This is a genomic window from Isoptericola sp. NPDC056618 (assembly GCF_042792715.1).
Taxonomy (GTDB): Bacteria; Actinomycetota; Actinomycetes; order Actinomycetales; family Cellulomonadaceae; genus Isoptericola; species Isoptericola nanjingensis.
The window spans coordinates 36,234-59,681 of record NZ_JBHTVZ010000002.1; the positions used below are offsets into that span (position 1 = coordinate 36,234).

Below are 23,448 nucleotides of genomic sequence, written 5' to 3' on the forward strand. Positions count from 1 at the left end.
CGGCGGGCGGGGTCGGCCCCAGTGGGAGGGCCGCCACCGCTCACCCTCAGTTTCCGTGCGGACAGCAACGGTCGGGCGAGCAGGTCGCGTTTGTGCCACCTTGTTCAAACCAGTCAAGCAGAGCGCTGGCCTCCGACCAACCACCCCTGGGGTTGCGATGGACGACAAGCTGAAGCTCGCAGGGATACTCCTCGGCGGGTATCTCCTCGGTAGGACCAAGAAGTTGAAGACGGCCGTGTTGCTCAGCGCGGCCGTGGCGGGCAACCGCCTGCGGGACGAGTCGGCGCGCGGAGCGCTGCTCGACGGCCTGGGCGGGTTGCGCGACTTCGCCTCCTCGCCTGAGATCAAGCGCCTGACGGGCGACGTGACCGGGCGGCTCGTCGATGCCGGGAAGGTCGCCGCGCTCGCTGCCGTGACCAGCCGGGTCGACGACCTCACCTCACGGCTCGAGGCCGGCGGTCGGCGTGGGAAGGACGAGGAGACGACCGACGACGTCGACGACGAGGCGCCGGAGGGCGAGGCCGCTCCCGAGGACGAGGCTCCGGAGGACGAGGCCGCTCCCGAGGACGAGGCACCTGAGGACGAGGAGGCCGCTGAGGACGAGGAGGCGCCCGAGGAGGGCAAGGCCGACGAGTCCGAGGATCAGGGCGACGAGAGCGCCGAGGGCGCTGACGACGAGGCTGACGAGCCCGCGGAGGAGCCCGAGGAGAAGCCTGAGGAGAAGAAGGCGCCGTCGCGCCGACGCAAGACCTCTGCGTCCGCCCAGAGCGGGACGTCGGCGGCTAGCTCCTCCGGTTCCACGCGGACGCGCTCGGCGTCGTCGGGGGGCCGGTCGTCGTCCGGCGCGTCCCGCTCGTCGTCGAGGTCCGGCTCGTCGGGCTCGAAGTCGTCCGGCTCGCGCTCGTCCGGCTCGAAGTCGTCGGGCTCGAAGTCGACCGGCTCGAAGTCGACCGGCTCCCGATCCTCGCGCACGTCGTCCTGAACTCGAGCGGAGTGGAGAGAGTCATGAGCGAGAGTGCCAAGTCCCCCACGTCCGACGGCCTCGGCGGCCTGAAGGAGTCCATCGGCGGCCTCGCGCGGGCGTTCGGCGACCGCGCCGTCAGCACCGTCAGCGACAAGGTCGGCTCGGTCACGGACAAGCTGACCGACTACGCCCAGAACCCCGGCGGCTCCGCGGTCGCCGAGGGCGCCAAGACACTCGCGGAGGGAGGTTCGCCGCTCAAGGCGGGCGCGAAGTCCGCCGTGGCGGCGGTGAAGGACAAGGTGTCCGGCATCTTCGGCGGCGGGGGCGACGACGGAGGCAGCGGCGGCGGCCACCGGTTCATCAACATCGTCGAGGCGATCGACGTCGGCGCGCCGATCGACGTCGTCTACAACGCCTGGACGGAGTACGACACCTGGCCCGACTTCATGAAGAAGGTCGAGAAGGCGCAGCTCGACGAGGACGAGGGCACGGTCTCGTTCGAGGGCAAGGTCTTCTGGTCGAACCGGCGCTGGGAGGCGACGATCGTCGACCAGATCGCGACCCGGCGGGTCGTGTGGGACTCGACCGGCGACAAGGGGACGCTCAGCGGCGCGGTCACCTTCCACCCGCTGGCGGACGACCTGACCCGCATCGTCGTGGTCGTCGAGTACCGCCCGCGCGGCTTCATGGAGAAGGTCGCCAACGTGTGGCGGCCCGTCGGGCGCCGGCTGCGGCTCGAGCTCAAGTTCTTCGTGCACCACGTCATGACCGACGTCGTGCTCCACCCGGACGACCTCGAGGGCTACCGGGCGGAGATCCAGGACGAGGAGATCGTCCGCTCGCACGAGGACGTGGTCGCCGAGGAACAGCAGGACCAGGGCGACGAGGAAGGCGCCGAGGAGGACGAGGAAGGCGCCGAGGAGGGTGAGGAGGGCGCCGAGGGAGGTGAAGAGGGCGCCGAGGAGCCCGAGGAGTCCGACGAGGAGCCCGAGGAAGAGCCCGAGGAAGAGTCCGAGGAAGAGCCCAAGCCGAGGCGTCGCCGGTCCCGCTGAGACAGACGAGTCTGACCGAGCACGCAGCGAGGAGGAAGCATGAGTGAGGTCGCTACCCGCCGTTCGGGCGGCTATCTGGACCGCCCGCAGTCGTCGTCGCTGGCCGACGTCGTCAACATCATCCTCGACAAGGGGCTGGTGATCGACGCGTTCGTCCGGGTCTCCGTCGTCGGGATCGAGCTGATCACGATCGACGCGCGCATCGTCATCGCGAGCGTCGACACCTACCTGCGCTTCGCCGAGGCCACGAACCGTCTCGACCTGGAGCAGACCGGGGGCCGCGAGCTGCCCGAGCTGATCGACGACATCTCGGAGAGCGGGTCCAAGGGCAAGACCAAGGGCATGGTCTCCGGCGCCAAGGAAGCGCTGACCGGGGGCAAGGACGACGAGGACGACGAGAAGCCGCAGCGCTCCCGCCGCCGCAGCAGCAGCCGCCAGGAGGCCTCGTGACGGTCCGCACCGAGGAAGTCCCCGTGGTGGGCACGCACGACCTGTACCTGTACGGGCTGGTCCTGGCTGACGCCCGTCTGCCCTCGGGCCTCACCGGGATCGCCGGCGAAGCCGTGCGCGCCGAGCCGCTGGGCAGCCTCCGGGCGGTCGTGTCGGACGCCCCGTCCGACCGCGAGGTGGGGCTGCCGGACGACGTCCGCGACCACGCCCGCGTGCTCGACGCGGTCGCGGACGCCGTCCCGGTGCTCCCCGTGCAGTTCGGCACGCTGGCGACGTCCGGCGCGCTCGAGGAGGCGGTGCCTGCAGACCGGCAGGACCGGCACGCGGCGGACCTCCGCGCCCTGGACGGCGCGGTGCAGCTGACCGTCTCGGCGCGGTACCGCGAGGGGGCCGTGCTGGCGGAGCTCGTCGCCGACGATCCCGAGATCCGCCACCTGCGCGAGCGGACGCGGGGGCGGGACGAGATGGCCACGTACGACGAGCGGATCCGGCTCGGCGAGCTGGTCGTCGCAGGGTTCGACGCGCGGCGACCCGCCGACGCGGAGCGGCTCTCCCGCACCGTCGCCCCCTTCGCGCGCGCGACCAGCGGCCACGAGGTGACGCGGACGGGCGACGTGGCGGAGCTCGCGCTCCTCGTGCGGCGTGAGGACGTCCCAGCGCTGGAGGAGGCCCTGGAGGCGCTCGCCGCCCAGGTCGCCGACCGCATGACCGTGCGCCTCGTAGGACCGCAGGCGGCCTACGACTTCGCCGAGGAGGTGTGAGCCGTGGGACTCCTGACCGCCCTCGTCACCCTGCCGCTCGCTCCGGTGCGTGGCGTCGTGTGGGTGGCGGAGCAGGTCCGCTCCGAGGCCGAGCGCGAGCTGTACGACCCCGGCACGATCCGGCGGAAGCTCGACGAGGTCGCCCGCGCCCGGGAGGAGGGCACGATCGACGACGCCGAGGCCGACGCGACCGAGCGTGAGCTCGTCGCCCGGCTCATGGAGTCGAGCCGACGACGCCGAGGAGGTGGAGCATGAGCCCGGCACGCAAGACGCAGGCGCACGACGCCCCGGCACGACGCCGCCGACCGCCCGCGACGCACGACGCGGACGACGCCGCGCAGGAGCAGTCCGCGGACGAGGCAGCGGACGACGAGGCAGCGGACGACGAGGCAGCGGACGACGAGCCCGAAGGTGACGAGCCACCCGACGACCCCGCCCCGGAGGACGGGGCCCCGGACGACGAGGCAGCGGACGACGAGCCCGAAGGTGACGAGCCACCCGACGACGAGGCCTCGGACGACGAGCCTGAGGACGACGGCCTCGACGAGGACGAGGACTCGGGCGAGGGCGAGGCGCCGGAGGAGCCGGCCGGGGCCGACGAGCCGTCGGACCCCGAGCCGTCGCCGTCCGGAGGGCTGGACGCGCAGGGCGCGGCCCGACGCGCCGTCCAGCACCTGAAGGAGCTCTCGCACCACCGTCCGGAAGGGGTGGTGGGCATCGACCACGACGACGAGGGCTGGACGGTGACGGTGGAGGTGCTGGAGGACGCGCACGTGCCCAGCACGTCCGACGTCCTCGCGGAGTACGAGGTGCGCCTCGACGCGGACGGCGGGCTGCGCGGCGTGACGCGCGGGCGCCGGTACGTCCGAGGGCGTACGGAACGGTGACCGCCGCCGTGGCGAGACGCGCCGAGGCGAACCCGACGTCCCGATCAGTGACGTCCCGAACAGAACCAGGAGGGAGCGGCGCAGCATGACGGTGGTCCCCGGCTCACAAGGCCCGATGGAACCCCAGCGCGCGCGTGAGGGCACCCTCATGCAGGTGGTCGAGACGCTGCTCGACAAGGGCCTGGTGGTCAACGCCGACATCATGGTGTCGGTCGCCGGCGTCGAGCTGCTGGGCATCCGGATCCGTGCGGCGCTCGCGTCGTTCGACACCGCCGCCCGGTACGGGCTCGAGTTCCCGGCGGGCACGGACAGGGACACCGTGGCCTGGCAGCAGGCGATCGAACCGAAGGAGACGTGCCCGAGCTGCGGCAAGACCGCACCGACGAAGCAGCTGCTCGAGGAGTACTGCCCGTGGTGCGGGTGGCAGAGCGCCCTGGCGGAGCGCGGCGACGTCCCGCGGGCCGAGGTCGAGGGCACGACGTCCGACGACGACGAGCCCGACGGGAAGGCCACGGGCGGGAGCGGACGATGACGGACACGCTCGCCCGCGCGACGCCGTCGCTCCGCGCGCCCGCGGAGGACGGCGCCGCGCTGCAGCCGACCCGCGACCTGCACGCCACGCTGCCCGACCTGCTGGACTCCCTGCTGAACAAGGGCGTGTACCTGGACCTCGACCTCATCATCACGGTGGCGGACATCCCGCTGATCGGGGTGAACCTCCGCGCGGCGATCGCGGGCATCGAGACCATGCTCGAGCACGGGATGATGCGGAACTGGGACGAGCAGACCCGTGCCTGGGTGCGGCAGTCCCTCGCTCGCCACGTGCCGCTGGAGCCGGACGAGGAGGTCGTGGCCCGCATGGCGGGCGGCCACCGCCAGGACGAACCGGCGACCGTCTGGCGCCCGGGCACGGTGTACCTCACCACGCGACGCCTCCTCGTCTGGCGCGCGGACCCGCGCGAGCTGCTGTGGCAGGCCGCGCTGGACGACGTGACCCACGTCGAGGTGCGCACCGAGCTCGCGATCGGCGGCGAGGAGCGCGAGCGGCTGGCCGTCACGACGCCCGCCGGCACCACGCTGCTGTCCGCCGCCGCGCCGGACCGGCTGGCGGCGCTGCTGCGCAGCGGCGGCACGAGCGGCCCCGCGCGGCCCTCGGCGGGCCACCAGGCCCCGGTCTGGTACCGCGAGGAGCGCGCGGGCCCGTCCGTCTGGCGGGGCGGCACCGGCACCCTCGGCCCGGACGGCCTGACCTGGCAGGGGGTCGGCGACGCACGGCCCGCCGTCCGCCTTCGCGAGGTCCGAGAGGTGCAGGCGCGGACCGGCCGCGCCCCCGTGGGCCGGCAGGTGCTGGTCGTCACGGGCGACTCGGGCACCGTACGGCTGGCCACCCGCGACGCCGCGTGGGCACGGGCCCTCGCCGCATCCGCCCATGCTCCCCGGGGAGGCGACTCATGACGTTGACGATCGACGAACACAGCCTGAAGAACGGCGTCCTCACCCTGGTGGTGACGCTGGTCGAGGTGATCCAGGAGGCCCTGGAGAGCCAGGCGCTCCGCCGCCTCGAGGGCGGCGAGCTCACCGAGGAGGAGCAGGAGCGGCTCGGACAGGCGCTGCTCGACCTCGACGACGCACTCGAGTCCATCAAGGCCGACCACGGCCTGACGGCCTCCGTCGCCGACCTGCGCCAGGGCCTCGACGACGTGGTGGACGACGTCGTGGACAGGCTCGTGAACCCTTCGCGCTGGGTCGACGACGAGGCCGGGACGCGGGGACGCGCATGACCGCCGGGACGGACGGCGCGACCACGGACCAGGGGGCCACCGACGGCCTGTACGTGTACGCGGTGGCCCGCGGAGCCCCGGACGACCTCGGCACGGGGATCGACGGGGCTGCGGTGGAGCAGGTCACGGCCCGGGGGCTGACGGCCGTCGTGCACCGGCACGGCGCGGCGCCGTACTCCGGTCCGGACGACGACGTGCGCCGCTGGGTGGTGGAGCACAGCGACGTCGTGGACCGGCTGTGGCAGGCCGCGGACGCGGTGCTGCCGATGAGCTTCAACGTGATCGTCGCGGGGACCTCGGACCAGCCCGCGCGGCAGCGGCTGACGAGCTGGCTGGGCGAGCACGCCGAGCGGCTGGACGCGCGCCTGGCGCAGCTCGCCGGGCGCGGGGAGCTCCAGGTGGAGATCGGGATCGACCAGCACGAGGCGGCGGCGGGTGACCCCCGCGCCGACGCGCTGCGGGCCGAGCTCGAGTCGCGACCGCCCGGCGTCCGCCGCCTGCTGACGAAGCGGCTGGAGCAGCTCGAGCGCGAGGCGACGGACGCCCTCGCCGACGACCTCTACCCCGCCCTGCGGCGCCGCCTCTCCGCGACGGCCGAGGAGGTGACGGAGACCCGTCGCGCGCACCCGCCCGCCGGCGTCGTGCCCGTGCTGTCGGTGGCCCTCCTGGTGCCGTCGGACGGCGTGGAGCGCGTGGGAGGTGAGCTCGCGCGGGTTCGTGACGAGGAGCCCGCCGCCCGCATCCGTTTCGTCGGGCCCTGGCCGCCGTACTCCTTCGCCGATCTCGCCCCGACGACCTGAGGGACCCACGTCGGCGCCGAGACCGCGACCGGACGCAGGTCGCCTACAGCCCGGCCAGGTCGGTGACGATGTCCGCGACGCGCTCGGCGTCGCGCTGGGGCCCGGTCGCGGCGTCCACGACCCACGCGGCGAGCTGTCGCACCGGAACGTTCGTGTGGTTGGACGCCGTGCGCATGGTCGCGAAGGCCTCGTCCATGTCGACGCCCAGCGCGTAGCCGACGATGCCCTTGGCCTGTTCGATGCCGGCCCGGTTCTCCGCGGCCGCGTGGATACTGGCCGTGGCCCGCGCGTCGCCGAGGCGTTCGACGGCGGACGTCACGTCGGCGTGAAAGCCGACCACGTGCGTCACCGCCCGGGTGGTGGGGTCGCAGCGGCCCTCGCCGACGTCCGACAGCGTGCGCTCGCGTCCACGAGCGTCCGTGATGCGGTGGACGTTGCTGAACGCCTCGCCGGTACGCGCCGCCGTCTCGAGGACCTCCTGCACCTCGTCGCGGTCCTCCGTGTGCTGGTGGGAGAGCAGGAGCGACCACGTCGGCACGACCTCGTGCGGCTCGAAGCCGAGGATGCGGTACGTCTCGTCCGACCACCACCAGGCGCCCTCCGCGACGTCGTACCGGAACCGGCCGACGTCGTGGCGATGGTCAGATGTCCCGAGCTCGCTGCTCGGCAGGGTGGCAAGCGTCATCGTGGGGCTCCTTTCGGAGTGGGGGGATGGCCCCGGGGCGTCTCTTCGACGGTACGGACGGCTGCCCCGGCCTGCCGGGTGAGCCGGGGATCTGCACATCCTCACCACGTCGGGCGCGCGAGCCGCCGAGGGGCCCAGCCCACTCACCTGGTGACGTCGGAGCCTCCGTCGTCACCGTCGAGCGCCCCGCGGACGGTCTCCGCGTCGGCGTCGATCGTCGCCTGGTCGACGCCGTCGGTGACGGGCACGCGCGCCGCCACCTCGTCGACCAGCGCCGCGGCCCTTCCGCTCTCGATCCACTCGGTGGTCAGGTCGTCGACGGCGGCGTCGATCATCGCGGAGAAGTCGGCGTCGCCCTCGAACCGGGTGACGAGCGCGTTCTGGCTCATCATCCCGCCCATGCCGCCGCCCCCGCCGGGGCCGCCCTCCATGCCCCCGGGCGGGCCCTGGGCGTCGCCGCCGGGTGCGGCACCGTCAGGCGCTCCAGCGGTCTCGCCGTCGGGCGTCGTGCCACCACCCATGCCGCCACCCATGCCACCGGGGCCGGACATGCCGCCCAGGGCCAGGTTGAGGTCCCACGACACGACGCTGAGGAGGCCCGTGTCGAGGTCGTAGTACAGGTAGGCGTTCTTGCCGGGGCCGCTGATGGTGTCGAAGTTGTCGAGCACCTCCTGGGTGCCCAGGTACCGGGCGAAGGAGTCGACGTCGACCCACTGGTCGAGCTCGTCGGCGAACTCTTCGTCCGACGCGCCGTCGAGCCACTTCAGGAACGACACGATCGGCTGCAGGTCCTGGTTCCCGACGAGGTTGACCTGTTTGAAGTCGTCCGTGTACTCGGTCTGGTCGTCCCCCTGGTACTCGAACGAGCTCGTCGACAGCAGCTTGTAGAGCACCCCCTCGCCCTCGAGCTCGTCCGCGTACTGCGGGTCGGGGTTCTCGACGACGAGACGGGTCGTGGACGGGCGGTCGTTCACGGCGTAGGTGGTGAACGTGGAGTCCTGCGTGGGTTGCCCGGACCGCGCCGTGAGCTCGAGCGCGACCGCCTCGTTGAGCGACGAGGTGCTCGACGCGCTCGCCGGCCGGATCGAGAGCTCGGTCCGTCCCTGGTACGCACGGCCGGGTTCGTTCTCGTCGAAGCTCACCAGCAGGGGCAGGTTCTCCGGCTCGTCGGTGGTCAGGGCCACGCCCGTGCCACCGAAGCCACCGCCACCCTCTGCGCCGTCGGGGATCCCGCCCTGCGGCATCTCGCCACCCTCGGGCATCTCCATGCCTTCGGGCGGTTCCATGCCTTCGGGTGGCCCCATGCCCTCGGGCAGCTGCGGCATGCCGCCGCCTTCACCGCCCATGCCGCCGATGCCACCCGGGGCGCGCTCTCCCTCGGTGTCGGACCCCTCGCGGTCGTCGACGAGCGACGACAGCGTGGAGTTGCCCTTGAGACGCACGGCGACGTCCTCGATGGTGGTGCCGTCGATGGTGATGTCGGCGGACATCCACTCCTTCTCGCCGTCGGCGAAGTAGGCGTCGAGCATCTCGTCGTAGCGCTGCTGCGTGTACGACAGCGAGATCTCGTGGTCCACGGAGTCGTCGAAGAGGTCCACCGTCCCCGTGATGTCCTGCGTGATGCGTTCTTCGTCGGTGACCGCTGCCGAGCTCGTCGAGTACGGCCGGATCGTCAGGTCCCCGAAGAACGTCAGGGCGACGGCCACCCCGGCCACCCCTGCCGTGAGGGGCTTCCAGTGCTGGCGCAGCCGGACGGGGAGGCGCTTGCGAACGCCTGCGAGGCTCACGTTCATCTGGTCCGTCACCCGCTCACATGTCGGACTGGTCGTACCCGGTCAGGACGGTGACCTTCTGCCCGGAGTTGATCGCGCCGAGCGCCTCGATGACCTCGGCGGTCGTGACGCCGCCCTTGAGGCGCACGGAGTAGAACAGCTCCGTCAGCGCGCCGCCGCGCACGGTCTCCACGCTCACCAGCTCGAACTCCTGGGTCAGCCGGACCAGCACGTCGGCGACGTCCTGCTGGTACCGCGGCTCAGGCGGCACCTGGACCTTGACCACCTGTCGCTGGATGTCGAGCTTGAACCAGTCGAAGCGCTGCATGAGGAAGACGACGAGCAGGATGATCGCGGTCGCCGCGGCGGCCAGAAGGTAGAAGCGCGTGCCGACGGCCATGCCGATCGCCATCACGAGGAAGATGAACCCGACGTCGCGGGTCTCCTTGATCGCGTTGCGGAACCGGATCACGGACAGGGCGCCGACGAGCGCGAAGGCGCGGGCGATGTTCGACCCGACGACCAGCATGATCACGGCCACGACCATGCCGATGATGACCAGGGTCTGGACGTAGGACTGGCTGTAGGAGATGTTCCGGTGCGTCCGCTTGTACACCCAGCCGATGGCCGAGGACAGGACGAAGGACAGCACCAGCGTCATCGCGACGTCGAAGACGGAGAAGGTTCCGCTCAGATCTTGCAGGTTCATCGGACGAGGACACTCTTTCGGTTCGGGGCGTCGGCGACGCCGGGCGGGGTGGTGGGTTCGGTGGCGGGGTCGCCGAGGACGGCCCCGAGCTCGTCCGGGGCGTGCATGGTCGAGCGCGGCGCGAGGCCGAAGGCCTGCACGCTCTGGCAGTACTTGGAGATCCGCACGACGTCGAGGCTCATCCGCGCGGTGAGGTCGGTGACCCAGGCGGGCACGCGCTCGTCGGCCTTGACCTCGAGGACGGAGAGGCGGGCAGGGAGCACGAGGCGGTTGGGGGCCTCGGACGCGAGGTGGAAGTCGCGGTCCCGCCCGCGCAGGCGGTGGTCGAGCGTGACGCGCAGGCCGAGGTCGGCCTCGCGACCCACCCACGCCTCGCGGTGGTACCCGGTGGTCACCGTCGGGCGCAGGTCGAGCTCGCCGACCAGGGTCGACACCTCGTCGAGGAACGCGCGCTCGCGGGCGCCGACCTCGCCGGCCGGCTCGTAGCCCTCGGGCGAGCAGAGCCGCAGCGCGTCCCGGTAGGGCAGCACGACGCGGCGCTTCTGCGTGACCCGGTTGACGCGCTGCTTGATCTCGACGAAGACCGTCGACTCCGGGGTCAGGTCGTCGGCCGTGCCGTAGTGCCGCACGCGCAGCTTGCGCCGGAACTTCAGGCCCTCGAGCTTCTCCCAGTAGAACTTCAGCCGGGCGGTGTCGTAGTAGACGCTGGTGATCGGGTAGCCCCGGTCGCCGGAGTACGCGTCGTCGTCCATGTGCCGGCGCAGCTCGGCGCGGAGCTCGTCGGCCTGGTCCTGCGGGACAAGGTACTTGATCTCGAACCGGTTGAACGCGTGCAGCCGGCTCGCGGTGGCGGTGCGCGCCGAGCTCGCGGACCCCGCCGGGAGGCCCGGGCGGTCCGGCTCGGTGTCGCTCGGTGTCGCACGGGGTTCGGTACGTCGGGACCGACGTCGCACGGGACGCTCCTCTCGTCGGTGCCGGGCCGGCGTCATGGGTGAACACGAGCCGTCCGGCAGGTGAACAACCGGGAGCCTGCAGACTGTCGGGGCAACTTATGCAGCCGCTGAGATCGGCGGGGTCGCGGGCGAAGACATAGCGGTCTCACAGGTTCGGCACAGGGAGCGCGGGGGTGGGTGCCGCAGGCTGGCGCCCATGTCGTCGCCCTTCGTGTCCCCGGCCGCGCCCGCCGGGCGTGCGGACCTGCCGCCCCTCACCCGGCCGGACGGGTCGTCCGTCCGCGCCCTCGTGGTGGACGACGAGCTCAACCTCGCCGAGCTCCTCACGTCCGCCCTCCGCCTCGAGGGGATGGAGGTCGCCGCCGCGCCCGACGGGGGGTCGGCGCTCCGGCTGGCGCGCGAGATGGTCCCGGACCTGGTCGTGCTCGACGTGATGCTCCCGGACATGGACGGGTTCACCGTGCTGCGGCGGCTTCGGGCCCAGGGCGCGCGGATGCCGGTGCTGTTCCTCACCGCGCGCGACGCCGTCGAGGACCGGGTCGCCGGCCTCACCGTCGGGGGCGACGACTACGTGACGAAGCCGTTCAGCCTCGAGGAGGTCGTCGCCCGCGCGCGCGGACTGCTGCGGCGCGCGGGCGCGGTGACGCGGTCCGAGGACGGCGTGCTCGTCGTCGGAGACCTGGAGCTCGACGAGGACGCGCACGAGGTCCGCCGGGCGGGGGAGGACATCCATCTGACGGTGACGGAGTTCGAGCTGCTGCGGTTCTTCATGCGCAACCCGCGCCGCGTGCTGTCGAAGGCCCAGATCCTCGACCGCGTGTGGAACTACGACTTCGGCGGCCAGTCGAGCATCGTCGAGCTGTACGTCTCCTACCTGCGGCGCAAGATCGACAAGGGCCGCGAGCCGATGATCCACACGCTGCGCGGGGTGGGCTACGTCCTCAAGCCGGCCGCCTCCACGACGGAGGGTGGCGCCGGTGCGTGACCGTCGCGCGGGAGCGGGACGGCGGGCCCTCGCACCGAGGCCGACCACCCTGCGCCGTCGCCTCGTGCTCGTGCTCGCCGCGGTGGTCGTCGTCGTGACGGTCGGCCTCGCGACGGCCTCGACGGCGGTGCTGCGCTCCCAGCTCGTGGCCCAGGCCGATCAGCGGCTGGAGCAGGCGAGCCGGCGGCTCGTCGAGGGGCCCGGGCCACGGCCTCCCGGCGTCGACGGCTCGGACGGCTCGGACGCCCCGAACGGCCAGGACGCCGCCCTGCCGCCCGCCCCCGCCGACGACCCGTCGGACTTCCCCGCGGGCTTCGGCCCGGGCAGCGCCGTCGTGCGCTCCGTGGACGGCGAGCCGGAGCTCGCCGACCACGTGTCGGACGCGCTGGAGCGCACGACCCTGGACGACGCCCAGGTCGCCGCCCTCCGGGCGGTGCCCGCGGACGGCCGGGCGCACGACGTCGACGTGCCGGACCTCGGCGTGTTCCGGGCGGTGCACCGGACCGGCGACGACGGCGAGGACGCGGTCGTCGCCGCCAGCACCGCGACCGTGGACTCGACCGTGCGCGGGTACGTCCTCGTGCAGGCCGCGCTCGGCGTCGCGGGCCTGCTGGCAGCGGTCGGTGTCGGCGCGTGGCTCGTGCGCCGCTCGCTGCGCCCGCTGGACGACGTCGCCGCGGCCGCGGTCCGGGTGTCGGAGCTCGAGCTCGGCCAGGGCGCCGTCGCCGGCATCCCGAGGGTGCCGGCACCGCTGACCGACGAGCGGATCGAGGTGGGTCAGGTCGGCGCGGCGCTCAACCGGATGCTGGAGAACGTCGAGACGTCCCTCCGGGCGCGGCACGACTCGGAGCAGCAGGTGCGCCGGTTCGTCGCCGACGCGAGCCACGAGCTGCGTACGCCGCTCGCGACCATCCGCGGCTACGCCGAGCTCGTGCGCCGCGCCCCGGACGAGCCCGGCGGCGGGACCGCGCGCTCGCTCGACCGGATCGAGTCCGAGGCGGTGCGCATGTCCGGCCTCGTCGAGGACCTGCTGCTGCTGGCCCGGCTCGACGCCGGCCGGCCGCTCGACCGTGCGCCCGTCGACCTGGCGGCGCTCGCCGTCGACGCCGTGATGGACGCGCACGCCGCGAGCCCCGGGCACAACTGGGCGCTCGCGCTGCCGTGCGGTGACGACGACGGCGACGGCGACGGCGGTGGGGGAGGCGCCGAGGAGCTCGTCGTGACCGGTGACGAGGCGAGCCTGCGCCAGGTGCTGGCGAACCTGCTGGCGAACGCGCGCACGCACACGCCGACGGGCAGCCGCGTGGCGGTGCGGCTCCGCGAGCGCCCGGGCGCGGTCGAGATCGAGGTGACCGACGACGGGCCCGGCATCGCCCCCGACCTGCGCCCGGCGCTGTTCCGCCGCTTCACGCGCGGCGACGCGTCGCGGCACCGGGCCGGCGGGTCGACCGGCCTGGGCCTCGCGATCGCCGACGCGATCGTGACCGCGCACGGCGGCACGATCGACGTCCGGTCCGCCACGGCGGGCGAGAGGCCGACGGGGCCGACGGGGACGACGTTCACCGTGCGCCTGCCGCGCGGGCGTACGGCGGACGCCGCCCCGCGCTCAGCGCGAGCCCCCTGACGGCGGCTGGAAGCCCTCGGGGAACCCGCCGGCCGGGAACCCGCCCTGCGGACCGGACTGCTCGCCGGAGCCGCCGAGCCCGCTGAGCCCGCCCGACCCCTCCTCCTCGTCGTCCTGCACGAGCTGCTGGTCCAGGTCCGCGAGCACGACCTCGTCGCCGGCGGCCAGACCGTCGGTGATCTCGGTGCGCTCCGGGCCGACGGCTCCCGTCGTGACGTCGACCGTGCGGACGGTGTCGCCGTCGAGCACGCGCACGGTCCGCGCGGACCCGTCGGCGCTCACCGCCGACGTCGGGACCACGAGCACGTCGTCCACGGTCGCGACCTCGATCGTCGCCGACGCGGACGCGCCCTCGGGCAGGTCGGCCGCGGCCGACGCGTCGTCGCCGGGCGCGTCGTGGTCGGGCGCGTCGTGGTCGGACGAGTCGTGGTCGGACGAGTCGAGCGCGATCGTCGCCGCGTACGCCGGGGTCGAGGTGTCGGAGGAGTCGAGGACGCCCACGCTGCTCACCGTGCCGGTGTAGTCGCCGCCGGTCGCGGGCACCGTCGCGGTGACGGACTGGCCGACCTCGACCGACCCGACCTCGGCGAGGTCGAGCGTCGTGGACAGGACGTAGCCGCCGGCGCCGAGGATCGTCACGGCCGCGTCGCCCGCGCTGACGCTCGCGCCCTTCGTGGCGTCGACCTGCGCGACCGTCCCGGAGACGGGCGCCGTCAGGGTGCCCGCCGCGGCGGCCGCCGTCGCGATGTCGACGCCGCTCTGCGCGACCGTGACCGCGGCGCGGTCCGCGAGGATGCGCTCGGCAGTCACCGTGCCCGGCGTGGCCCCGGACCCGGTGCGCGCGCCCGAACCCGTGCCCGACGCTCCGTCGAGGTCGGAGGGACCGGAGCCGGCTGTGCCCGAGCCGCCTGTGCCCGAGCCGTCGACGCCGCTCGGCAGGTCGCCGGCCCCCGAGCCCGCGGTGCCGGAGGGTGCGGACCCCGACGGCGCGTCCCCCGCGCCGGTGCCGCTCGGTGCGTCGCCCGATCCCGAACCGCCCGAGCCCGCCTCGGGCGACCGCCCGGAGGAAGTGTCGCCGGAGCCGGAGCCGTCCCGCGTGCCTCCGTCGGAGGCGTCGGCGTCCTGGAGCGCCCGGACGGCGTCGTCGAGCGCGTCGGCCTTCGCGCCGAGCGTCGTCACGGCGTCGTCCAGGTCGGCCACGAGGTCGGTGAGGGCGCCCTCTGCATTCCCGGTCGCCTGCTGGGCGGTGTCGGTCTGGACGAGGGCGTCCTGCGCGGCGACGATCGCGTCCACGCAGGCGGTGAGGTCGTCCTCCGTGACCTTCCCGTCCGACGTGTCGTCCGCGGCGAGGACGTCGGCGCACGCGCCGTCGTCGCCGGTCGCGGCGGTCACGGCGTCGCCCGAGGCGCCCAGAGCCGTCGTGCCGTCGAGCAGCGCGTCCTCCACGGACTCGTACCCGGCGAGCAGCGCGTCCTGCGCCCGCTGCACGGACGTCTCGGCCGTGGCGAGCGCGGCGCGTGCGTCCGCGACGGCCTCCCCGAGGTCGGTGGGACCAGCGGTGGCTGCCGCCCCGGTCGGCGTGGTCGTGGCCGCCGCACTGACGAGGCGTACCGAGGCCGTCCCCGACGACGTGCTCGACGTCGTGCCGGACGCCGCGGAGCTGGCCTGGACGTCACCGGCTCCGGACGCGCTGCCGGTCGAGGCGCTGCCCGTCGAGGTGGTGCCCGTCGACGTGGTGCCGCCGGAGGCGACGCCCGTCCCGTCGGCCTGGGCCTCGAGGTCGTCGGCGAGAGTCTGCTTCGCGTCGGCCAGCGTCTCGCTGGCGTCGTCGACGGCGTCCTGCAGCTCGTCCGCGTCGAGCGTGACGAGCGTGTCGCCCGCCTCGACCTCGTCGCCGGCTGACACCTTCACCGCGGCGACGGTTCCGGACGTGCCGAACGTCGTGTCGGCGCGGCTCGCGGACGCGACGGTCGCACTGACCGCGACGTGCTGCGCGACGTCGCCCGTGGTCGCGGCGACGGTGCGGTAGCGGGCGTCGGCCGGGCGCAGCGCGAACGTGGTGCCCCCGGCGCCCAGCACGACCACCGCGACGCCCGCCGCGACGATCCGGCGGCGACGGGCCCGCCGCCGGCGGAGGGCGGCGTCACGCATCGCTGCCACCGTCCTGCGCGTCACCCTGGACGTCGTCCTGCCCGTCGCCCTGCCCGTCGCCCTGACCGCCGTCCTGCCCGGGGCCCGCGCCACCGGGGAAACCGCCGCGGCCGCCGAACCCGGTGGAGCAGCCGTCGTCGCCGGGGGACGAGACGGCGAGGCTCGTCGCGGTCACCGCGCCGCCGTCGTCCTCCCCGCCCTGCGCCGTGACGCACTGCCCGACGACGATGTCGTCGGCGGCGCCGTCCTGCTGCACGGTGTAGCTGGTGGCGTCGTCGACCGTGACGGTCTCCTCGGCCGACTCGCCGTCGGACGACGTGGCGCTCACCGTGACGGTGGACCCGTCGACCGCCGTGACCTTCCCGGAGGTGAGGCCGCCGAAGCCGCCCCTGCCCCCGCCGGGGCCGCCGGACGGCATGTCGGTGGGTATACCTGACGGCATGTCGGTCGGCATGCCGGAGGGCATGGCCGAGGGTGCGCCCTCCGGTCGCTGCCCGTCCCCGCCGCCGGGGAAGCCGCCGCCGAACCCGCCGGCGCACTCGTCGTCGGTCGGCTCGCTCACCGCGACCGTCGCCGCAGCCGCGTCCTCGTCGGCGGACGCGGCGTCGTCGCCGGTGCCGCCCGTCGTCGCGACCACGCACGAGCCCACCGCGACGTCGTCGAGCGTGCCGTCGACGGTGACCGTGATCGTGGTGTCGTCGGTCCAGGTGACGGCGGTCTGGGAGTCGGAACCCTGGACCTGCGCCGTCGTGCCGTCGACCGCTGCGACCTCGCCCGAGACGCCCGGGGCGCGGTCGCCGCCGCGGGTGTCTCCGCCGTCGGGTGCGGCCTGGCCCCGCGCCTGGTCGCCAGCCGCGGCCGTGCCGTCGGAGGTGGCGGCGTCCGAGGACGAGCACCCGGCGAGCGCGAGCGCGAGGCCGACGGCGGCGACGCCGAGGAGCACGGCCCGCGGGCGGCGTCCGGAGCCCGTGGTGGGGGGAAGACCGGGACGGGGACGTGTGGTGCGGGGGGTCATGGAGCTCTCCGGGACGTGGGGGACGGATCTGTGGTGGGGTGCGGGCGCGGTCATTCGCTGCGCAGCGCGTCGATCGGGGCGAGGCGGGCGGCGCGGACGGCGGGGTAGACGCCGAACACCAGCCCGATGGCGAGCGCGACGGCGAGCGAGCCCGCCACCGCGACGGGCGACACGACGATCGACGAACCGAGCACCGCGGGCAGGGTGAGGGCGGCGAGGACGCCCAGGCCGGCGCCGACGAGCCCGCCGGTGACGCCGAGGATCGACGCCTCGGTGAGGAACTGCCGCCGGATCGCGCCGGGAGGCGCGCCGAGCGCCTTGCGCAACCCGATCTCCCGCGTCCGCTCGGTGACGGACACGAGCATGATGTTCATGACGCCGATGCCTCCGACCAGCAGGGACAGCCCCGCCACGCCGGCCAGCAGCACGGTGAGGGTGCGGTAGACCGACGTCGCCGTGGACACGAGCGAGTCCTGCGAGTCGATCGTGAAGTCGGCGGCGTCCGCGCCGGTCGCGCCGTGCAGCGCGAGGAGCAGCGACTGCGCCTCCTGGTACGCGGCGGAGATCGCGTCGGTGTCGGTCGCCTTGAGGTAGATGGTGCTGACCGACGAGTCGGCGCCGCCCGTGATGCCGGACGTCATCGCCGTCATCGACACGACGGCGGTGTCGTCGAGGTCGGTCGACGCGCTCGACCCGGCCGCCTCGAGCACGCCGACGACGTCGAACGTCGTCCCGGCGATGCTCACCGTGCGCCCGACGACGCGGGTGGAGCCGAACAGCTCGGTCGCCGTCTCGGGGCCGAGGACGACCTCGTCCGTCGAGCCGTCGTCGACGAACTCGCCCGACGCGAGCTCGCGTGAGCGCACGTCCAGCCAGTCGCCGGTGACGCCGGTGACGGTCGTGGTCCAGTTGGCGTCGCCCGCCTCGAGGGACTGCGACGACTCCTTCTCCGCGGTGACCGCGGCGACGTCCGGCACGGCGACGTCGGAGCCGAGGGCCTCCGCGTCCGCCGTCGTCAGCGTGGACGCGGAGCCGAAACCGCCGCGCACCCCGGACGAGTCCGTGGACGACCCGGGCGTGACGATGAGCAGGTTCGACCCGAGCGAGCTGATGTCCTCGGACACGTCCTTCTGGGTGCCCAGGCCGAGGCCGACCGTGAGGATGACCGCGGCGATGCCGATGAGGATGCCGAGCACCGTCAGGAGCGACCGCATCGTGTGCGCGCGGATCGCGTGCCACGCGGTGGAGAGGGTCTCCGCCCAGCTCATGACGCCACCGCCCGGCCGCTCGGGGCGTCGGACGTGATCAGCCCGTCGAGCACCCGCACCACGCGGCGGGACCGCTCGGCCACCTCGTGCTCGTGCGTGATGAGCACGATGGTGCGGCCGTGGGCGTGCAGGGCGTCGAACAGGTCGAGCACGTCGGCCGTGGAGCGCGAGTCGAGGTTGCCCGTCGGCTCGTCCGCGAGGACCAGCGCGGGCTCGCCGACCAGCGCCCGTGCGACCGCGACGCGCTGCTGCTGGCCGCCCGAGAGCTGGCCGGGGCGGTTCGCGGTGCGGTCGCCGAGGCCGACGCGCTCCAGCGCCTGCACGGCCCGTGCGCGCCGATCCGCCGGGGCGACTCCGCGGTAGACGAGCGGCAGCTCGACGTTCCGCAGCGCCGACAGGGAGGGCAGCAGGTTGAACTGCTGGAACACGAAGCCGATCTGCTCGTTGCGCACGCTCGCGAGGTCGGTCTCGTCCATGTCGTCCACGTCGTCGCCCGCGATCCGGTAGCTGCCGGACGTGAGCGGGTCGAGGCAGCCCAGCACGTTCATGAGCGTGGACTTGCCGGAGCCCGACGGCCCGACGATCGCCACGTACTCGCCGCGCTCGATGCGCAGGTCGACGCCGCGCAGCGCCTCGAACTCCAGGTCGCCCGTGCGGTACGTCTTGCGCGCGTCCCGGAGGTCGATCACCGCGTCGGACGTCGGGCTCAGGACCTCGGCGCCGACGGCGGTCGGCGCGGTCACGAGTTCCCGCCCTGGCCGCCGCGCAGCTGGGACGGGTCGAAGCCGTCGGGGGGACCTCCTTGGCCGCCGCCCATCCGGGACGGGTCGAAGCCCTCCGGCAGGTCGCCCTGCCCGCCGCCCTGCCCGGTGCCCTGACCGCGCCCGGCGCCGGGGGTGAACGTCGTGTACTGCACGGCGTCGCCCTCGGACAGTCCCGAGGTGATCTCGACCAGCTGGCCGGACGTCTCGCCCGTCTCCACCGCCTGCTCGGTGGTGGAGCCGTCGTCGGCGACCAGCGTCACGGTCGACGACCCGTCGTCGCCCGTCGTCACGGCGGCCGCAGGGACGGACAGCACGTCGCTGCGGCGCTCGGTGACGACGGAGACATCCACGCTCACGCCGTCGTGCAGTCCCTCGGGGTCGCCGGTCACGGTCACCGTGACGGGGTACGCCACGGCGCCCTGCGACGTCGACGGGAGCCTGCCGATCTGGCTCACGGTGCCGAAGACGGTGTCCGGCAGGTCGTCGGAGGTCATCTCGACCTGGTCGCCCGTCGCGATCGACGCGACGTCCGCCTCGCCCACGCTGACGTCGACCGTCCACGCGTCGGTGCCGACGATCGTGAACGCGGCGCTGTCCGCGGTGTCCGAGGAGCCCGAGCTCCCGGACCCGCCCGAGGAGCCGGAGGCGCCCGGCATCGCGCCGCTCCCGCCCTCGCCGGAGGCCGAGCCGCTGCTGGAGGTGGAGCCGACCGTGTCGCCCACCGCGACCCCGACGGACGTGACGAGGCCCGCCGCAGGGGCCCGGAGCGTGGCGTCCGACATCGCGTCCTCGGCGTCGTCGGCCGACTGCTGCGCGACGGCGACCGCGCTCTCGCGCGCCTCGACCGTGGCCTCGGCGGCGTCCGACCCGTCGTCGGCGTCCTGCGCGTCAGCGAGGTCCGCCTCGGCCTGGGCCAGGTCGGCCTCGGCCTGCGCGAGCGCGGCGCCGAGCTGCAGCGTGTCGATCGTCGCGAGCGTCTGGCCCTTCGCCACGGTGTCGCCCTCGGCGACCTCGACGTGCTGCACCGTGCCCGACGCCGCGAAGGAGACGTCCTCCTGTACGGCCGGCGTCAGCGTGCCGGTGGTGGTGACGGAGTCCTCGAACGTCGCGGTGCTCGCCCGCGCGGTGGTGGTCCGGGTGGCGGCCGCCGCGTCGGGGGCGGCGGCGCGGGGCCGCAGCACCGCGAGCCAGACGACGAGCGCGGCCACCACGACGACGGCGACCGCGCCGAGCAGGATCGCGCGGCGCCCGGGGCGGCGCCCGCGCAGCCGCAGGGCCACGCGACCGCGGCGGGCCGGCGGGTCGTCGGGGACCCCCGACGACGGTGAGGTCACGGACGACCGTGAGCGCTGGAGCAACACCCTCGACTCCCTGGATCGGTGCCGCCAGGCAGGCAGCGCGTGATCCGGAGGCTAGGGAGCGCACCTGGGACGCGACGATCGCGGGCCTATGCGGTTCCTGGGAGTCCGGGAGTCCCTGCGTCCGGGAGTCATGGCGTCCGGGAGCCGGCAGGTCAGGGCGTCGGTTTCGACGTCGACCCGCCGGCGTTGTCGACGGGACCGTCGGTGGGCTCCTCCGGCGGCGTGGTCTCCTCGTCGGTGGGGTCCGGCTCCGGCTCGGTCGGCTGCTCGGTGGGCGTGGGGTCGTCCGTCGGCTCGTCCGTCGGCGTGGGCGTCGAGGTGGGCTCGTCGGTCGGCGTGGGCGTCGACGTGGGCGTCTCGGTCGGCGTCGGAGTCTCCGACGGCGTCTCGGTGGGCGTGGACGTGCTGGTCGGGGTGGGTGTCGAGGTCCGTTCGGGGCGCGACGTCGGCTGGGCCGGGGCCTGCGTCGTGGGAGCGGTCGTGCTGCGCGTCGGCGACGGGGTGGACGACGGTGACGGGCTGTGGGTGACCGGGGCGACCGGGCCGCTGCCGTCGGTGTCGCGGAAGAACCAGAAGGCGCCCGCGCCGAGGGCGGCCACCAGCACCGCGGCCAGGACGATCAGGAGGATCCGCCGACGGCGGGACGGCTCGGGCTCCTCGGCTGCGGGCACCCCGCCGACGGGGGTGTCTGCGGGCGGCTCGGGCGGCGGGCCGCCCAGCACCTCGGTCGGCTCGTCGCCCGAGGGCGCGAGGGGCTCCGTCGGAGCCCCGTCGTCCGGTGTCGCGGCCTCGGCCTCGGTCGCCTCGACGGCACCGAGCATCCGGGTGCGCTGGAGCTCGGCCTCGGCGCCCGCCGCCGCGGCGGCGGCGAGGCCGGCGGCTCCGATCGCCGCGGTCCGGTGCGGGTCCTGGGCGGCGATCTGGCCCATCGTCATGGTCTGGTCGCCGTCCGGGGTCTCCGGCCCCGCAGTGGCGGGGGCGGCCCACGCCGGCGGCGCGCCGCCGAGCAGCGTGGCGACGGTCTGGCCCATCGCGCCCGCGGTCGGGAACCGCCGGGCCGGGCTCTTCGCCATCGCGCGGGCCACGAACCGGTCCACGGCGGACGGCACGGCGGCGCGGCGGGCGGACGGCGCGGGCACGGGCGCCCCGACGTGGGCGAGCAGGACGTCGCCCGGCCGGGCGCGCTCGTACGGGGGGTGGCCCGTGAGCGCGAAGTAGGCGAGCGCCCCGACCGAGTACAGGTCGCTGCGGCCGTCGAGCGGCCTGCCCTGCGCCTGCTCGGGGGACATGTACGACGCCGAGCCGGCGACGTGCTCGCCGTCGCCGTCACCTCCGCCGGGCGCGGTGAGGCCCAGGTCCAGCAGGCCGACGGTCATGCTGCCGTCGTCGTGCCGGTCGACCACCACGTTGCGCGGGCCGACGTCGCGGTGCACCAGCCCGGCCTCGTGCACGGCGGCGAGGCCCTCCAGGAGCCCGGCGACCACGGTGAGCGCCTCCGGCCACGGCAGGCCGTCGCGGGCCGCCAGCTCCGACAGGGGAGTCCCGGGCAGGCGTCGCATGAGGAGCCAGGGCACGGTCGCGCCCGCGACCTCGTCCTCCCCGGTGTCGAGGACCTTCGAGACGCCCGGATGGTCCATCAGGTCCGACGCCGCGACCTCGCGGGCGAGGCTGGCGCGCGCCGCCTCGTCGTCGACCAGGTGCGGGTGGAGCACCTTGACGAGGAGCGGGGTCTCGTCCCCGGTCTCGTCGGCTGCCTCGTCGGACTCACCGGGCAGGCGCGAGGCCTCGTAGACGGTGTACGTGCCGCCTGTGCCGAGGATGTCCCCGAGCACGTACTTCCCGCCGAGCACGACGTGCCCGCCCGCCGCCTCCTCGGCCGGGTCCTTCGGCGTCATGCCGGGCACCTCGGCGAGTGCGGGGCGTCGAGGCGGGAGCCTGGGCGGGAGGGCGTCGGGGCGGCGAACTCGGTCATTTCAGTCATGGGCGATCACAGGATAAGTGGTGGTCACGCGTGCTGCAGTGTGCCCGGTCACGCCTCCTGGAGGTCCGCCAGCGCACTCTCGATCGCGCGGTGGAACGTGGGGTAGGCGTAGATCAGGTGCCGCAGCTCGCTGACCGGCACCCGCGCCTGCACGGCGAGCGTGAGGACGGCGAGGATCTCGCCGCCGGCCGGCCCGGCCGCCGTCGCGCCGACGAGCACGCCGGCGTCCGCGTCCTCGACCAGCTTGATCAGGCCCTCGTTGCCGGGCCCGTGCACGAACCCGCGCGACGACGCCGCGAGGTCGGTGAGGCCGGTGCGCACCGTCAGCCCGGAGTCGCGGGCGGCGGCCTCGGTGAGCCCGACCCCGCCGATCTCCGGGTCGGTGAACGTGACGTGCGGGACGGCGCGGTAGTCGGCCCGCTCGTCGTCGTCGCGGTCTCCGCCGCCCCCGCTCGCGAGGATGTCCGCGACAGCGATGCGCGCCTGGTACATCGACACGTGGGTGAACGCCCCCTTGCCCGTGACGTCCCCGATCACCCAGACGCCGTCCGCCGCGCGCAGCCGGTCGTCGACGGGGATCGTGCGGCCCGTGTCGTCGATGCCGACGGTCGCGACGCCGAGCGCCTTCAGGTCGGTGCGCCGGCCCGCGGCGACCAGCAGCCGCTCGGAGACCAGCTGCGTGCCGTCGCCGAGGGTCAGGGTGAACCCGCCGCCGTCGTGCGAGACGGACACGACCTTCGCGTCCGTGCGCACGCCGATGCCCTCCGCGGCGAAGCGGCCGGCGAGGAGCGCGCTCGCCTCCGGCTCGTCGGGGGCCAGCAGGCGCGGGCCCGCCTCCACCACCTCGACGGCCGTGCCGAACCGCGCGAAGACCTGCGCCAGCTCGCAGCCGATGGCGCCGCCGCCCAGCACGGTGAGCGACGCCGGCGCCTCGGTGGCGCGCACGGCGTCGCGGTTGGTCCAGTAGGGGGTGTCGGCCAGGCCGTCGACCGGCGGCACCGCCGGCTCCGTGCCGGGGTTGAGCAGGACGCCGCGCGTCGCGCGGAAGCGGCGCTCGCCGTCGGCGGTCGCCACGGCGACCTCGCCCGGGCCCACCAGGCGGCCGCGGCCGCGCACCACGCGGGCGCCCGCCTTCTCCAGGCGCTCGACGGCCGCGGTGTCGTCCCAGTCGGCGGTCGCCTCGTCGCGCACGCGCGCCGCGACGGGCGCCCAGTCCGGCGCGACGTCGACCCGCCCGGCCAGCGTGCCCGCGCGGCGGGCCTCGGCGAGCGCGTCCGACGCGCGCACCATCATCTTGGTCGGGATGCAGCCGAAGTACGGGCACTCGCCGCCGACGAGGCGCGCCTCGACGGCCACGACGTCGAGCCCCGCGCGGGCCAGCCGGCCGGTCGCGTCCTCCCCGCCCGGGCCGGTGCCGATCACCACGACGTCGACGGTCTCGACGGGTTCGACAGGCTGCTCGGTCGTCATGCGGTCCTCCTCGCG

At 74.5% G+C, this 23,448-nt stretch carries 23 protein-coding genes; 12 read left to right on the forward strand and 11 right to left on the reverse strand.

Annotated features, from left to right (window positions below; translation table 11 throughout):
• The first annotated feature begins 55 nt into the window (after window positions 1–55).
• From ACFQ8T_RS03205 to ACFQ8T_RS03250, 10 genes are all read left to right on the forward strand, one after another.
• On the forward strand, window positions 56–982 hold the full coding sequence (locus ACFQ8T_RS03205) for a hypothetical protein (RefSeq protein ID WP_430545120.1): 927 nt from the start codon (window positions 56–58) through the stop codon (window positions 980–982).
• Between the two features lie 23 nt (window positions 983–1,005).
• Window positions 1,006–2,016 carry an SRPBCC family protein gene (locus tag ACFQ8T_RS03210; RefSeq protein ID WP_430545121.1) on the forward strand — a complete coding sequence of 337 codons (1,011 nt, stop codon included), beginning with the start codon at window positions 1,006–1,008 and terminating at the stop codon, window positions 2,014–2,016.
• A gap of 39 nt (window positions 2,017–2,055) precedes the next feature.
• The gene (gene gvpJ, locus ACFQ8T_RS03215) at window positions 2,056–2,466 is read left to right on the forward strand and encodes a gas vesicle protein GvpJ (protein WP_430545122.1); all 411 of its coding nucleotides are present in this window, start codon (window positions 2,056–2,058) and stop codon (window positions 2,464–2,466) included.
• The gene (locus tag ACFQ8T_RS03220) at window positions 2,463–3,227 is read left to right on the forward strand and encodes a GvpL/GvpF family gas vesicle protein (protein ID WP_430545123.1); all 765 of its coding nucleotides are present in this window, start codon (window positions 2,463–2,465) and stop codon (window positions 3,225–3,227) included. The genes gvpJ and ACFQ8T_RS03220 overlap by 4 nt, the downstream gene beginning before the upstream one ends.
• A 3-nt stretch (window positions 3,228–3,230) precedes the next feature.
• Window positions 3,231–3,482: a gas vesicle protein GvpG gene (locus tag ACFQ8T_RS03225; RefSeq protein WP_430545124.1), complete on the forward strand. Its 252-nt coding sequence runs from the start codon at window positions 3,231–3,233 to the stop codon at window positions 3,480–3,482.
• A complete protein-coding gene (gene gvpO, locus ACFQ8T_RS03230; RefSeq protein ID WP_430545125.1) occupies window positions 3,479–4,114 on the forward strand; it encodes a gas vesicle protein GvpO in 636 nt (211 codons plus the stop codon). The genes ACFQ8T_RS03225 and gvpO overlap by 4 nt, the downstream gene beginning before the upstream one ends.
• A 115-nt stretch (window positions 4,115–4,229) precedes the next feature.
• On the forward strand, window positions 4,230–4,646 hold the full coding sequence (locus tag ACFQ8T_RS03235) for a gas vesicle protein (RefSeq protein ID WP_430545126.1): 417 nt from the start codon (window positions 4,230–4,232) through the stop codon (window positions 4,644–4,646).
• Entirely contained in the window at window positions 4,643–5,569 is a 927-nt protein-coding gene (locus tag ACFQ8T_RS03240; protein ID WP_430545127.1) for a gas vesicle protein, read from the forward strand. The genes ACFQ8T_RS03235 and ACFQ8T_RS03240 overlap by 4 nt, the downstream gene beginning before the upstream one ends.
• Window positions 5,566–5,895, forward strand: coding sequence for a gas vesicle protein GvpK (gene gvpK, locus ACFQ8T_RS03245; RefSeq protein ID WP_430545128.1), 330 nt, complete (start codon window positions 5,566–5,568; stop codon window positions 5,893–5,895). The genes ACFQ8T_RS03240 and gvpK overlap by 4 nt, the downstream gene beginning before the upstream one ends.
• Window positions 5,892–6,695, forward strand: a complete 804-nt coding sequence (locus ACFQ8T_RS03250) for a GvpL/GvpF family gas vesicle protein (protein ID WP_430545129.1) — start codon at window positions 5,892–5,894, stop codon at window positions 6,693–6,695. Before gvpK ends, ACFQ8T_RS03250 begins: the two co-directional genes overlap by 4 nt.
• A gap of 43 nt (window positions 6,696–6,738) precedes the next feature.
• On the opposite strand, the gene ACFQ8T_RS03255 is transcribed toward ACFQ8T_RS03250, so the two are convergent.
• The 4 genes from ACFQ8T_RS03255 to ACFQ8T_RS03270 form a co-directional block, all read right to left on the reverse strand.
• Complete coding sequence (locus tag ACFQ8T_RS03255) at window positions 6,739–7,380, reverse strand: PAS and ANTAR domain-containing protein (protein WP_430545130.1); 642 nt, start codon at window positions 7,378–7,380, stop codon at window positions 6,739–6,741.
• Window positions 7,381–7,523: 143 nt separating this feature from the next.
• Complete coding sequence (locus ACFQ8T_RS03260) at window positions 7,524–9,167, reverse strand: CotH kinase family protein (protein ID WP_430545131.1); 1,644 nt, start codon at window positions 9,165–9,167, stop codon at window positions 7,524–7,526.
• A gap of 22 nt (window positions 9,168–9,189) precedes the next feature.
• A complete protein-coding gene (locus ACFQ8T_RS03265) occupies window positions 9,190–9,861 on the reverse strand; it encodes a DUF4956 domain-containing protein (protein ID WP_430545132.1) in 672 nt (223 codons plus the stop codon).
• Window positions 9,858–10,814, reverse strand: coding sequence for a polyphosphate polymerase domain-containing protein (locus tag ACFQ8T_RS03270; protein ID WP_430545133.1), 957 nt, complete (start codon window positions 10,812–10,814; stop codon window positions 9,858–9,860). The genes ACFQ8T_RS03265 and ACFQ8T_RS03270 overlap by 4 nt, the downstream gene beginning before the upstream one ends.
• A gap of 196 nt (window positions 10,815–11,010) precedes the next feature.
• Here ACFQ8T_RS03270 and ACFQ8T_RS03275 point away from each other — a divergent pair, with 196 nt between their 5' ends.
• Both ACFQ8T_RS03275 and ACFQ8T_RS03280 read left to right on the forward strand, forming a co-directional pair.
• Entirely contained in the window at window positions 11,011–11,799 is a 789-nt protein-coding gene (locus tag ACFQ8T_RS03275; protein ID WP_430545134.1) for a response regulator transcription factor, read from the forward strand.
• Window positions 11,792–13,423, forward strand: a complete 1,632-nt coding sequence (locus ACFQ8T_RS03280) for a sensor histidine kinase (RefSeq protein ID WP_430545135.1) — start codon at window positions 11,792–11,794, stop codon at window positions 13,421–13,423. The genes ACFQ8T_RS03275 and ACFQ8T_RS03280 overlap by 8 nt, the downstream gene beginning before the upstream one ends.
• Here the strand turns inward: ACFQ8T_RS03280 and ACFQ8T_RS03285 are convergent.
• The 7 genes from ACFQ8T_RS03285 to ACFQ8T_RS03315 all read right to left on the reverse strand — a co-directional run bounded on the left by ACFQ8T_RS03285 (window position 13,406) and on the right by ACFQ8T_RS03315 (window position 23,433).
• On the reverse strand, window positions 13,406–15,574 hold the full coding sequence (locus ACFQ8T_RS03285) for an HlyD family efflux transporter periplasmic adaptor subunit (RefSeq protein WP_430545136.1): 2,169 nt from the start codon (window positions 15,572–15,574) through the stop codon (window positions 13,406–13,408). The two genes, ACFQ8T_RS03280 and ACFQ8T_RS03285, sit on opposite strands and share 18 nt — an antisense overlap.
• Window positions 15,567–16,589: a hypothetical protein gene (locus ACFQ8T_RS03290; protein WP_430545137.1), complete on the reverse strand. Its 1,023-nt coding sequence runs from the start codon at window positions 16,587–16,589 to the stop codon at window positions 15,567–15,569. Before ACFQ8T_RS03290 ends, ACFQ8T_RS03285 begins: the two co-directional genes overlap by 8 nt.
• Before the next feature lie 50 nt (window positions 16,590–16,639).
• Window positions 16,640–17,857, reverse strand: a complete 1,218-nt coding sequence (locus ACFQ8T_RS03295) for an ABC transporter permease (protein ID WP_430545138.1) — start codon at window positions 17,855–17,857, stop codon at window positions 16,640–16,642.
• Window positions 17,854–18,600, reverse strand: a complete 747-nt coding sequence (locus ACFQ8T_RS03300; RefSeq protein WP_430545139.1) for an ABC transporter ATP-binding protein — start codon at window positions 18,598–18,600, stop codon at window positions 17,854–17,856. Before ACFQ8T_RS03300 ends, ACFQ8T_RS03295 begins: the two co-directional genes overlap by 4 nt.
• Window positions 18,597–19,955 (reverse strand): efflux RND transporter periplasmic adaptor subunit, encoded by a 1,359-nt coding sequence (locus ACFQ8T_RS03305; RefSeq protein ID WP_430545140.1) that lies wholly within the window; start codon window positions 19,953–19,955, stop codon window positions 18,597–18,599. Before ACFQ8T_RS03305 ends, ACFQ8T_RS03300 begins: the two co-directional genes overlap by 4 nt.
• A 179-nt stretch (window positions 19,956–20,134) precedes the next feature.
• The gene (locus ACFQ8T_RS03310; protein WP_430545141.1) at window positions 20,135–21,877 is read right to left on the reverse strand and encodes a serine/threonine-protein kinase; all 1,743 of its coding nucleotides are present in this window, start codon (window positions 21,875–21,877) and stop codon (window positions 20,135–20,137) included.
• Window positions 21,878–22,011: 134 nt separating this feature from the next.
• On the reverse strand, window positions 22,012–23,433 hold the full coding sequence (locus tag ACFQ8T_RS03315; protein WP_430545142.1) for a dihydrolipoyl dehydrogenase family protein: 1,422 nt from the start codon (window positions 23,431–23,433) through the stop codon (window positions 22,012–22,014).
• Window positions 23,434–23,448 lie beyond the last annotated feature (15 nt).